The 11,567-nt window shown below is 72.7% G+C and carries 11 protein-coding genes; 5 read left to right on the top strand and 6 right to left on the bottom strand.

Annotated elements, in window-relative coordinates; translation table 11 throughout:
- Window positions 1-7 precede the first annotated feature (7 nt).
- Both G582_RS0111110 and G582_RS0111105 read right to left on the bottom strand, forming a co-directional pair.
- A complete protein-coding gene (locus G582_RS0111110) occupies window positions 8-754 on the bottom strand; it encodes an anti-sigma factor family protein (protein ID WP_028839894.1) in 747 nt (248 codons plus the stop codon).
- The gene (locus G582_RS0111105) at window positions 751-1,266 is read right to left on the bottom strand and encodes an RNA polymerase sigma factor (RefSeq protein ID WP_028839893.1); all 516 of its coding nucleotides are present in this window, start codon (window positions 1,264-1,266) and stop codon (window positions 751-753) included. Before G582_RS0111105 ends, G582_RS0111110 begins: the two co-directional genes overlap by 4 nt.
- Before the next feature lie 126 nt (window positions 1,267-1,392).
- On the opposite strand from G582_RS0111105, the gene G582_RS0111100 reads away from it, so the two are divergent.
- The 3 genes from G582_RS0111100 to G582_RS16395 are packed head-to-tail and all read left to right on the top strand — an operon-like array spanning window position 1,393 to window position 5,672.
- Window positions 1,393-2,481 (top strand): catalase family peroxidase, encoded by a 1,089-nt coding sequence (locus G582_RS0111100; RefSeq protein ID WP_028839892.1) that lies wholly within the window; start codon window positions 1,393-1,395, stop codon window positions 2,479-2,481.
- Window positions 2,478-3,029, top strand: a complete 552-nt coding sequence (locus G582_RS0111095; protein WP_028839891.1) for a cytochrome b — start codon at window positions 2,478-2,480, stop codon at window positions 3,027-3,029. Before G582_RS0111100 ends, G582_RS0111095 begins: the two co-directional genes overlap by 4 nt.
- A gap of 60 nt (window positions 3,030-3,089) precedes the next feature.
- Complete coding sequence (locus G582_RS16395; protein WP_051247164.1) at window positions 3,090-5,672, top strand: EAL domain-containing protein; 2,583 nt, start codon at window positions 3,090-3,092, stop codon at window positions 5,670-5,672.
- Between the two features lie 7 nt (window positions 5,673-5,679).
- Here G582_RS16395 and G582_RS0111085 read toward each other — a convergent pair whose 3' ends face one another.
- The 4 genes from G582_RS0111085 to G582_RS0111070 are packed head-to-tail and all read right to left on the bottom strand — an operon-like array spanning window position 5,680 to window position 9,260.
- A complete protein-coding gene (locus G582_RS0111085) occupies window positions 5,680-6,282 on the bottom strand; it encodes a response regulator transcription factor (RefSeq protein WP_028839890.1) in 603 nt (200 codons plus the stop codon).
- Window positions 6,283-6,332: 50 nt separating this feature from the next.
- Window positions 6,333-7,535 carry a sensor histidine kinase gene (locus tag G582_RS0111080; RefSeq protein WP_038053859.1) on the bottom strand — a complete coding sequence of 401 codons (1,203 nt, stop codon included), beginning with the start codon at window positions 7,533-7,535 and terminating at the stop codon, window positions 6,333-6,335.
- 49 nt (window positions 7,536-7,584) lie between these two features.
- Window positions 7,585-8,352, bottom strand: coding sequence for an ABC transporter permease (locus tag G582_RS0111075; protein ID WP_028839888.1), 768 nt, complete (start codon window positions 8,350-8,352; stop codon window positions 7,585-7,587).
- Window positions 8,352-9,260 carry an ABC transporter ATP-binding protein gene (locus G582_RS0111070; protein ID WP_028839887.1) on the bottom strand — a complete coding sequence of 303 codons (909 nt, stop codon included), beginning with the start codon at window positions 9,258-9,260 and terminating at the stop codon, window positions 8,352-8,354. The genes G582_RS0111075 and G582_RS0111070 overlap by 1 nt, the downstream gene beginning before the upstream one ends.
- 295 nt (window positions 9,261-9,555) lie before the next feature.
- On the opposite strand from G582_RS0111070, the gene G582_RS0111065 reads away from it, so the two are divergent.
- Together G582_RS0111065 and G582_RS0111060 are read left to right on the top strand one after the other, a co-directional pair.
- Window positions 9,556-10,806: an efflux RND transporter periplasmic adaptor subunit gene (locus G582_RS0111065; protein WP_028839886.1), complete on the top strand. Its 1,251-nt coding sequence runs from the start codon at window positions 9,556-9,558 to the stop codon at window positions 10,804-10,806.
- Window positions 10,807-10,874: 68 nt separating this feature from the next.
- Window positions 10,875-11,564 carry an ABC transporter ATP-binding protein gene (locus G582_RS0111060; RefSeq protein WP_028839885.1) on the top strand — a complete coding sequence of 230 codons (690 nt, stop codon included), beginning with the start codon at window positions 10,875-10,877 and terminating at the stop codon, window positions 11,562-11,564.
- Window positions 11,565-11,567: the final 3 nt, after the last annotated feature.

Genomic DNA, 11,567 nt, shown 5'->3' with positions numbered 1-11,567 from the left:
CCGCGGCTCAGCCGGCGCCGCGCAGCAGCGGTGCCAGCGCGCGCAGCCGCACCTGCGTGGCCGGCCCGACCAGCGCGAACGCGGTGCGGCCTTCCGCCCAGTACTGCGCCAGCAGGCGGCCGTCGCGGCGTTCACCCGGCGCGGCCAGGCGCGGCGTGCGCGGGCGCAGGTACAGGCCGATGCGGCCGCCATCGCGGTCCTGGTAGACCAGCATCGCGGCCGCGCCCTCCGGCGTGGACAGCAGCCGCCCGCCTTCAAGCCGGTAGCCCTGCGCGCTGAAGTCCGGTACGTCGCCGGCCGCGCCGAACTGCGCGTGCAGCCATGCCTGCAGCTGCGCGCGGCCGCCGGCGTCGAACTCCAGCGGCGCCGGCCCGGCGGCGAACAGCCGGTACGCCGCCACCGCATCGGCCATCGGCGCTCGCTCGCCCACGCCGGCGCCGCGCAGCTGCCAGCCGAACAGGGTGCCGATCCCCAGCGCCAGCATGCAGGCCGTGGCCAGCCCGACCCGCGCACGGCGGCGCCGGGCCAGCCGTCGCCGCGCCGCGGCCACGCCGACCGACCCCGGCAGCGCGGCGGGCGTATCCAGACCGGCCCAGTCGGCGCGCAGCAGTTGCGCGTCGCGCTGCCACGCGTCCACCCGCGCCTGCGCTTCGGGATGCGCGCACAGCCACGCCAGCACGGCGTCGCGGCGGTCGGGCGGCAGGCGACCATCGACCAGCGCATGCAGGTCGGCATCGTCCGGGGTCCAGGTCATGGCACACCTCGCAGGCGGCGGGTCGGGGTGAGCGCCTCGTCGGCGGCGGCGCGCAGCCGGTCGCGGGCGCGGGACAGGCGCGACATCACGGTGCCGATCGGCACGCCCAGGGTGTCGGCGGCCTCGCGGTAGCTGAAGCCCTCCACCGCCACCAGCAGCAGCAGCGCGCGCTGCTCGGCCGGCAGGCGGGCGAATGCCGCCAGCTGCAGGCGGTCGGCGTGGATCTGCTCGGGCGATGGCGCGGTGGGCGCGTCCTGCGCCCCCAGCAGGGCCAGCAGGCGCTGCCAGCGGCGGCCACGGCGGTGCTCGTCGACAAACTGGCGGTACAGGATCGAGAACAGCCAGGGCTGCAGCGCCTCGGCGTCGCGGCGGCTGCCCCAGCGGCGCAGCGCGCGCTCCAGCGCGGCCTGCACCAGGTCGTCGGCCGCCGCGGGATCGCCCGCCAGCGAACGGGCGAAGCGCCGCAACCGCGGCAGCAGCACCTGCAAGGCCTCTTCGTCGAGGGCGTCCATGGGTCTCCGTCCACTGGGGATTCACCGGTCAGACGCACCGGCCCGCGAATTATTCCCCGCCGCAGCGGGGAATAACGCCTCCGCCTGCACGTCCCACCCGTATCCCCCCTACGAATCGGAGCCGCAATGACCACGCCCAACCCACCTCCCCGCCAACGGCTACCACTAGTGCCGCTGGCTGCCATCGCCGCCGTGGTGGCCGTGGCCGGCACCGGTTTCCTGTACGCCGCCGGGCGGCTGGGCGACACCCAGCCCACCGCGCGCACCCTGATCGGCGCGATCGAGGCTGCCGGTGGCCCGCATCCCGGCTACCGCCGCGCGCACAGCCGCGGTGTCTGCGTGGGTGGCTGGTTCGAGGGGACAGCCGACGGCGCCGCGCTCTCGCCGGCGCGGGTGTTCGCGCAGGACCGCGTGCCGGTGCTGGGCCGGCTGTCGATCGGCGGCGGCGATCCGCATGGCGCCGAGGCCGGCGCGCGCGTGCGCAGCCTGGCCCTGCTGCTGCGCAGCGACGACGGCGCGAACTGGCGGCTGGCGATGAACAGCTTCCCGTTCTTCGCGGTGCCCAGCGCCGAGGCCTTCCTCGAGCAGACCCGCGCGCAGATCCCGGACCCCGCCACCGGCAAGCCGGACCCGGCGCGGATGGCCGCGGTGCTGGCGAAATATCCCAGCGCGCGCGCCTTCCGCGACTGGGCGGCCAGCGCGCCGTGGCCGGACAGCTGGGCCAACACGACCTACAACGGCATCCACACCTTCATCTTCGTCGCGCCCGATGGCCGCCGCCAGCCGCTGCGCTGGTCGCTGCGCCCGCGCGCGCCGCTGGTGGCGATGGATGCTGCCGCGCGCGCCGCGGCCACCCCGGACTATCTGGCCGCAGAGTTCGCCGGTCGGCTGGCAGCCGGCCCGGTGGCCTGGGACCTGGTGGCGACGCTGCCGGCACCCGGCGATGCGCTGGATGATCCTTCGCAGCCGTGGCCGGCGTCTCGGCCCACCCGTACGCTCGGCACGCTGTGGCTGGACACCATGGCGCCGCAGGCCGAGGGCGCCTGCCGCGACGTCAACTTCGACCCCACCGTGCTGCCGCCCGGCATCGAGCGCTCCAACGATTCGATCCTGGCCGCGCGCGCGGTGGTGTACGCGCAGTCGTTCAACCGCCGCGAGCGCGAGATCGCCCGCGGCCAGGCGCCCGAGGCCACCGGCCAGGGAGGCAAGCCATGAGCCCCGCACCGCGCTTCGTCCCGCTAGCCCGCCTGCTGCACTGGCTGATGGCCGCGCTGCTGCTGGCCCAGCTGCTGATCGGCGTGGCGATGATGGCCTCGCTGGTCCTGCGGCCGCCGCTGATCGCGCTGCACCGTCCGCTGGGCCTGGCCCTGCTGGTGCTGGTGCTGGTGCGGCTGTGGGTGCGCCGCCGCCATCCGCCGCCGGCGCTGCCGGCCGACCTGCCGCACTGGCAGGCGGCCGCCGCGCACGCCTCGCACGTGCTGCTGTACGCGCTGATGCTGGCGCTGCCGCTGCTGGGCTGGGCGCTGACCTCGGCCGCGGGCAATGTGGTGGTGCTGCCCGGCGACGTGGCGCTGCCGGCGATCGCGCCGCACGATGCCGTGCTGTACGCGTGGCTGCGCGCTGCCCACGGCCTGCTGGCGTGGCTGCTGCTGGCGACCGTGCTGGGCCACGTGGCGGCCGCGCTGCACCACGCGTGGATCCGCCGCGACGGCGTGTTCGAGGCCATGACGTGGGGGCGCCGGCCGCCGCCGGGGACCGGCTGACTCACGCGGCATTGGCGGACCGGCGCGCTATCCTGCGGCCGTCTTCCGGGGATCGCGACGATGCGCGCACGCACCGCCTGGTTCGTCCTGTCTGCACTGCTGATCACCGCCTGCGCATGGTGGGGCATCAGTTTCCTGCGAGGTGACGATGCCAACGCCGCGCAGACGCTGCGGGTGGGGCTGTACGAGAACGCGCCGAAGGTCTATCGCGACAAGGACGGCCACCCGGCCGGGCTGTTCGTGGAGCTGCTCGATGCGATCGCCCGCAAGCAGGGCTGGCGCGTGCAGTACGTGCCCTGTGAATGGTCGGACTGCCTTGCGCGGCTGGAAGCGGGCGAGTTGGACCTGATGCCCGACGTCGCCTACACGCCGGAGCGCGGCCGCCTGTTCGACTTCCACACGGTGCCGGTGGCGCATTCGTGGTCGCAGGTCTACAAGCATCATGGGCTGGTGGTGCGCGCTTTCCCCGACCTGGCCGACCTGCGGGTAGCACTGCTGCGCGACAGCGTGCAGGAAGGCGAACTGCGCCACCTGCTGCAGGAACTGGGCGTGCGCTGGACCGCAGTCGGGGCCGACAGCTACCGGGAAACTTTCCGCGCGGTGCACGACGGCCGCGCCGACGTGGCCGTCGCCAACAACTTCTTCGGCGCCCGCTCGGGCCGGGACTTCGGGCTGGAAGAAACCGCGATCCTGTTCAACCCGGCGACGCTGTACTTCGCTGCGCCGCGTGGCCGCCACGCGGCGGTACTGGCACGCATCGACCACTGGCTGCGCGCCTGGCAGCAGGCGCCGGACTCGGTCTACTTCCGCGCGATGCGTCACGCCATGATGCCGCCGCCACTGACGGTGACGCCGCCCTGGCTGCCGGCTGCGGTGGCCGCCGCGGCTGCGCTGGTGCTGGCGCTGCTGGTGTTCAGTCTGGTCCTGCGCTGGCGGGTGCGCGCGGCGACCGTAGATGCCACCGCGGCACGCAACCGGTTGGAACTGGTGCTGGAGGTCAGCCCGGTGGCGCTGTTCCTGCTGCGCGAAGAGGACGGCGAGCTGGCGGTGGAATGGGCCAGCCCGAACGTGCCGCGGCTGTACGGCGTGCCCGCCGATGAAGTGCTGGCCCCGGGCCGGTGGAAGCAGCACGTGCACCCCGACGACCTGCCCACGCTGGAGCCCGCCCTCGACCACCTGCGCCGCCACCCGTCGCTGACCCGCGAGTACCGCGTGGTCGACGAAGCCGGCGCCGTCCACCACGTGCACGAAGCGCTGCGCGCGCTGCCCGCAGCGGCCGGCCAGCCGCTGCGCGCGCTCTCCACCTGGACCGATGTCTCCGAGGCCAAGGCCCACGCCGCCGAACTCAGCCACCTGGCCCACCACGACAGCCTGACCGGGCTGCCCAACCGGCGCCTGCTGCAGCTGTTCCTGGAGGACGCGGCCCGCGGCGGCCGGGGCTTCGCGGTAGTCGCGCTGGACCTGGACCGCCTGCGCGGCGTCAACGACACCCTCGGCCACGAACTGGGCGACCAGGTCCTGCGCGCCGCCTCCCAGCGACTGCAGGCGCGGCTGCCGGCCGAGGGCTTCCTGGCCCGGCTGGGAGGCGACGAATTCGCCGCGATGCTGCCCGGCGCTGCCGAAGCCGAGGCCGATGCGTTCGCGCTCGACGTGACGGACGCGTTCACCCGGCCGCTACTGGGCGGCGCCTCGCCCACCGTGCTGACCATCAGCGTCGGCATCGCGCTGGCCCCCGCCGACGGCGACGATGCCGACACCCTGCTGCGCCACGCCGAGCTGGCGCTGTACGAAGCCAAGCGGCTGGGAACCGGCCGCCGCCAGTTGTTCCAGCCGGCACTGTCCACCGGCGCGGCACAGCGGCTGGCGCTGGAAACCGGCCTGCGCATGGCGCTGCCGCGCCAGCAGTTCCACCTGCACTACCAGCCGCAACTGGACCTGCGCAGCGGCGCGCTGACCGGGGTGGAAGCGCTGCTGCGCTGGGAACACCCGGAGCTGGGAATGATCCCGCCCGCGCAGTTCATCCCGGTGGCGGAGGAGACCGGGCAGATCGAGGAGATCGGCCAATGGGTGCTGCTGGAAGCCTGCCGCCAGCTGCGCGCCTGGGACGAGGCGGGCCTGGGCGTGGCCGGGATGTCGGTCAACTGTTCCGTGCAGCAGCTTGACGCCGACCGCCTGCCGGCGCAGGTGGCGGCGATCCTGGCCGCCACCGGGATCGCCGCGGACCGGTTGGAACTGGAGATCACCGAATCGGTACTGATGCGCGATCCCGAGCACGCCATCGTGGTGCTGCAGGCGCTGAAGGCGCAGGGCGTGCGGCTGGCGATCGACGATTTCGGCACCGGCTATTCCAGCCTCGCCTACCTGCGGCGGCTGCCGCTGACCCGGCTGAAGATCGACCGCGCCTTCGTCAGCGGCATCGGCAATGACCCCGGTGACGAGGAGATCTGCCGCACGGTGATCGCGCTGGGCCGCAACCTAGGCCTGGAGACACTGGCGGAAGGCGTGGAGCAGGCGCATGAGGCGGCGTTCCTGCGGGATGGCGGCTGCACCCTGACGCAGGGTTTCCACTACGCGCGCGCGCTGCCGCCGGATGCGCTGGTGGCGTGGGTCACCGCGCACCGGCGGCAACCGCGCCGCGCCTGAGTGGCGGCTACAGCCAGCCTTTCTGGCGCGCGAGCCGGTAGGCCTCGATGCGGTTGCCGACGCCGAGCTTGCCGATCGCCTCGGACAGGTAGTTGCGCACGGTGCCGTGCGAGAGGTTCAGCCGCTGCGCGATCTCGCCGGCGGACATGCCTTCGCCGGCCAGCCGCAGCGCCTGGCGCTCGCGATCACTGAGCGGATCGGCTTCGCCCCAGGCCTCCAGCGCCAGCTGCGGGTCGATCGCCCGGCCGCCGCGGTGGACCTGGCGCAGCGCCTCGGCCAGCTGTTCGGCAGGCGCGTCCTTGAGCAGGTAGCCGCGCACCCCGGCATCCAGCGCGCGGCGCAGGAAGCCGGCGCGGGCGAAGGTGGTGATGACCACCACCTGCACCGGCAGCGCGTGGCGCTGGATCCGCTGCGCCAGTTCCAGCCCGGTCAGGCCGGGCATCTCGATGTCGGTCAGCAGCACGTCGGGCTTGAGCCGCTGCAGCTCGCGCCAGGCCGACTCGCCGTCGGCGGCGGCGGCCACCACTTCGATATCGGACTCCATGCCCAGCAGCGCGGCCAGCGCGCCGCGCAGCAGGGCTTGGTCTTCAGCCAGCAGGACTCGGATCATGGCGCGGGACGTTAACAGATCGCGCCGCGCGGCTGGTCCGGCAAGCGCGGCTAGGCGGGGGCCGCGCCGGCAGACGCTGGCGTTGCGGGCAGGTGGTCGTTGGCGGCCAGCGGCACCCGCGCTTCGATGCAGGTGCCCTGGCCGGCGCCGGCGTCGACGCGCAGGCGCCCGCGCAGCGCCTCGATGCGTTCGCGCATGCCGGCCAGGCCATTGCCCGGCACCAGGGCACCGCCGCGACCATCGTCTTCGACCCGCAGCACCGCCTCGCCCGCCTCCACGCCGAAGCGGACGTGCGCGCGGCGCGCACGGGCGTGGCGCTGGATGTTGGTGGCGGCCTCGCGCACGGTCATCGCCAGCGCCGACTCCACCGCGGCCGGCAGCGCAGCGCCGGAGAAGTCGTCGTCGAGGCGGTACTCGAAGGCCACGCCGTCGGTTTCCAGCAGCAGCTTGGCCGAAGCCAGCTCGGCGGCGATGCCGGCCGCACGGATGCCGCTGACCGCACCGCGCACCTGCGCCAGCGCTTCGCGCGCGACCTGGCTGACCGCCGCGATCTCGGCCTGCGCGGCGGCGGGATCGCGCGCCAGCAGGCGACCAGCCAGGTCCGACTTCAATGCCACCATCGACAGCGTGTGGCCCAGCAGGTCGTGCAGGTCGCGGCCGATGCGCTCGCGCTCGGCCAGCGCCGCCAGCCGCCGCACTTCCTCGTGCGAGAGCTTGAGCGCGGCGTCGCGCTGGCGGTTGACGCGTTCCACCATGGTGATAACGCCGATGATCGCGGTGACCGCCGGCATCCACACCAGCGATATCCACGGGTAGCCGATGTAGCGCGCATAGAAAATCAGCGCCGCGTTGCACGCCGCCAGCGCGACTAGGTAGCGCAGCAGCGAGCCCTTGCAGCGCGGCTGCAGCATCACGCAGCCGAACACGAAGTAGCTGAGCCCCGATGGATACCAGGGCAGCAGCGCGAAGCACAGCGCCAGCATGCCCAGAGCGGCCAGCTGCGCGCGCCGTTCGCTGGCGGTCACGCTGACGTGGAACAGCAGCAGGAACAGCGGGAACGACAGCAGGGTCAGCAGCAGCCAGCGCAACGTGTAGCCGTAGACGCCGCCGGAAAACGACGGGGTGATGAACACCCAGATCGTCCACACCAGGTGGATGTGGTGGGTCCAGACCGACCGGCCCAGGCGCAGGTCCTGTGCCATCAGCGAGTCGGGCGCCGGCCGCGGCCAGCGCACGGGCAGGGCGAACGTCATGGACGGCTCCTCAGGCGCGATGCGCGGATCATGGCATGTCGCGTCGGCCTCATTCCGCTGCCCCCAGACGACGCTGGGCCAGCGCGAAGAACACCGCGGTGAAACCCGCCAGCGCCAGCAGGTGGAGCCACGCCGGCTGGCCCTGGTCATGGCCTACCACCTTCAGCGCCAGCTGGCCGAGGTGGTAGGCCGGCCACACCACCGCCAGCTTGGCCAGCAGCGGCGGCAGCATCGACAGCGGCAGCCACAGACCGGATAGGAACGACATCGGCAGGTACAGCCCGTTGAGCAGCGCGGGTGCGGCGCTGCCACTCACCCGCGTGCCCACGTACAGGCCCACCGCGGCGAACGGCAGTACACCCCCCATGTTCACCACCAGCAGCGCCAGCCACTGCAGTGGCGATAGCACCACGCCGGCGACCGTGGCCGCCAGTAGCGCCATCAGCAGCGAGATGGCGGCGGCAAACAGCATCGCCATCGCCATCCTTGCCAGCAGCAGTGCGCCCGGCGGCGTGGGCAGCACCTGCTTGAGCCGCAGGAAGCCGCGCTCGCGATCCAGCGCGATGGTCACGCCGAAGCCGAACAGGCCCGCGCCGGCCACCCCGAACGCGCCGTAGGTGGCCAGCAGGTACTGCGCGGTGGCGGCGCTGTGCTGCTTGTTCAGCACCACCGCGAACAGCAGGTAGAACATCAGCGGGAAGCAGGTCACCGGGATGCAGAAGGCGGGGTCGCGCAGCATGCGCAGGAACTCGCATTTGGCTTCCAGCAGGTAACTGCGCAATGCGGGGCGCTCCACGGCGGGAAGCATGGCAGCCATCACGCGGCCTCCTGTTGATCGTTGCGGGTCAGTTCGAGGAAGGCATCGGCAAGACCGGCGCGCTGCACCTCGAGATCGCGCAGACCGTCGTCGGCAGCGAGCAGGCGACGCACCACCGGTTCCGGACCGTCGGCGACGATTCGCAGCACGTCGCCCACGCGCTCGACCTGGCGCACGCCCGGCCAGCGCGCCACCGCGCCGGCATCCAGCGCCGACACGCAGCGGATGCGGCGTTGGGCGACGTGCGCGCGGATCGCCGCCACGCTGCCCTGCGCCAGCATGCGGCCGCGATCGATCACCGCGACATGGTCGGCCAGCGCCTCGGCCTCTTCCAGATAGTGGGTGGTCAGCAGCACCGCGCTGCCGTCGGCCACCAGCTCGCGGACGGCGCGCCAGATGCCCTGCCGCGCCTCGATGTCGAGGCCGGTGGTCGGCTCGTCCAGGCACAGCAGGCGCGGCCGCCCGCAGATCGCCAGCGCGAACTGCACGCGCCGCTGCTGGCCGCTGGACAGGTGCCGGTACGGACGCGCCATCAACCCGTCCAGTCCCGCCAGCGCCACGCAGTCGGCCACGCTGCGCGGGTCGCGGTAGTAGCTGCGCACCAGCGCCAGCACCTCGCCCACCCGCAATCGGTCGGGAATGCCGGCGCTCTGCAGCATCGCGCCGGTGCCCAGCCGCGCCGCGCGCGAGCCGGGCGGGCGGCCGAACACCGACACCTCGCCCGCGTCCGCGGCCAGCAGCCCCAGCAGCAGGTTCACCGCGGTGCTCTTGCCGGCGCCGTTGGCACCCAGCAGCGAGGTCACCTGGCCCGCGCGCAGCGACAGGTCCAGCCCGTCCAGCGCCAGCGTGCCGCCGTAATGCTTGCTCACGCCGCGCAACCGCGCCACCACCGCTTGTCCATCCGGCATCGGGATTCCTCCGTGTTCGATGGCGGCATGCTCCGTCGTCGGCGCGGCGCGTGACATCCGCAGCCGTCAGCCGAATCACATGACAACCATCACCTGACCTGCGCCGCCGCGGCCGGTAGCCTGCGCTTCGCTGGATCGGCGCGTCAGAGTCCTGGCGGCAGGCCCGGCACCGGCGGACAAACCGGCTGTAAAGGAAACTTGACACGATAGATCGCATGCATGAAGGTGGCGGCCTGGATTTGACTGCGGCCGTGCCGTGTCCGTCCGCCACCCATTCCCTTCCCCTCCCGTGCCCATGACTACTTCCGCCGACCTGCTCAATTCCCTGAAGATCGACCGCAGCGCGCCGCCCCCGCCGTCCTCGCGCAAGGGACTGTGGATCGGACTGGCCGCCGCCGGCGTGGTGGTGCTGGCAGTGGTCGGTGCGTTCGCCCTGCGCGGCGGCAAGGGCGTCGAAGTCAGCGTGGCCGAGGCCACCGCGATCGGTGGCGCTGGCGCCGGCAACGCATCGGTGCTGGATGCCACCGGCTACGTGGTGGCGCGGCGCATGGCCACGGTCTCGGCCAAGGTGACCGGCCGGGTGCGCGAGGTGCTGATCGAGGAAGGCCAGAAGGTCGAGGAAGGCCAGGTGCTGGCGCGGCTGGATCCGGTGGATGCGCAGGCGCAGCGCACGCTGTCGGCCTCGCAGCTGGCCGCGGCGCAGAGCCAGATCGCCAGCGTGCAGGCGCAGCTGAAGGAAGCCGAAGCGAATGCAGCGCGGTTGTCCACGCTGGCGGCGCAGAAGCTGGTGTCGCGCGCCCAGTTCGAACAGGCGTTGGCCACGCGCGACGCCCTGCGCGCGCAGCTGGCCACCACCCGCCGCAATGCGCAGGTGGCCGGCGACGGCCTGCGCATCGCCGACAACGGCGTGGACAACACGATCGTGCGCGCGCCGTTCGCCGGGGTGGTGATCGCCAAGTCGGCGCAGCCGGGCGAGATCGTCTCGCCGCTGTCGGCCGGCGGCGGCTTCACCCGTACCGGCATCGGCACCATCGTCGACATGGATTCGCTGGAAGTGGAAGTCGAGGTGGGCGAGGCCTTCATCGGCCGGGTCAAGCCGGGCATGCGCACCGAGACCGTGCTCAACGCCTACCAGGACTGGAAGATCCCGGGCAAGGTCATCGCCATCATCCCGGCCGCCGACCGCGGCAAGGCCACGGTGAAGGTGCGCGTCGCGCTGGACGCCAAGGGCGATCCGCGGATCGTGCCGGAGATGGGCGCGCGGGTCGGCTTCCTGGAAGACGCCAAGCCCGCGCAGGCCGATGCCAAGCCCGGCGTGCTGGTGCCCGCCGCCGCCATCGCCCAGCGCGGCGACAGGGACGTGGCGTTCGTGGTCAACGGCGGCATGGCCACCCTGCGCAAGCTGACCCTGGGCCGCACCCTCGGCGAAGACCGCGAGGTGCTGGCCGGCCTGGCCGGCGGCGAGCAGGTGGTGCTGGACCCGCCTGAAACGCTGGCCGACGGCGCGCGGGTGACGGTGGCGCCTGCCGAAGCCAGCAACGAATAAGCGAATGCCAAGTGCTGTCGCTCCCGCAGACGCGGGACCAGCGCAACCGACAACCGGAGAACCGCTCAATGTCCACCCTCGTCAGCACCCGCAACCTGCACAAGACCTATCAGCGCGGCCCGGAAACGGTGGACGTGCTGCGCGGCATCGACCTCGACATCGCCCGCGGCGACTTCGTGGCGCTGATGGGGCCGTCCGGCTCCGGCAAGACCACGCTGCTCAACCTGATCGGCGGGCTGGATTCGCCCAGCGCCGGCAGCATTGAAGTTGCCGGCCAGCACATCGAGAAGATGGGTTCCGGCCAGCTGGCGCAGTGGCGCAGCAACAACGTCGGCTTCGTGTTCCAGTTCTACAACCTGATGCCCACGTTGACCGCGCAGAAGAACGTCGAGCTGCCGCTGCTGCTGACCCGGCTGTCGGCCGCGCAGCGGCGCCAGAACGCCGCCATCGCGCTGGAGCTGGTGGGCCTGAAGGATCGTGGCAAGCATCGCCCGAACGAACTCTCCGGCGGCCAGCAGCAGCGCGTGGCGATCGCCCGCGCGATCGTTTCGGACCCCACCCTGCTGATCTGCGACGAACCCACCGGCGACCTGGACCGCGCCTCGGCGGAGGAGATCCTGGGCCTGCTGCAGACGCTCAACCGCGAGCACGGCAAGACCATCGTGATGGTCACCCACGATCCCAAGGCCGCCGAGTACGCCACGCATACGCTGCACCTCGACAAGGGCAACCTGGTCGAGCAGACCGTGCAGGCCTGAGCC

The sequence above is a fragment of the Thermomonas fusca DSM 15424 genome (assembly GCF_000423885.1).
GTDB classification, from domain to species: Bacteria; Pseudomonadota; Gammaproteobacteria; order Xanthomonadales; family Xanthomonadaceae; genus Thermomonas; species Thermomonas fusca.
The sequence above is the reverse complement of the archived record's forward strand: the minus strand, read 5'-3'. Positions and strand labels throughout refer to the sequence as shown.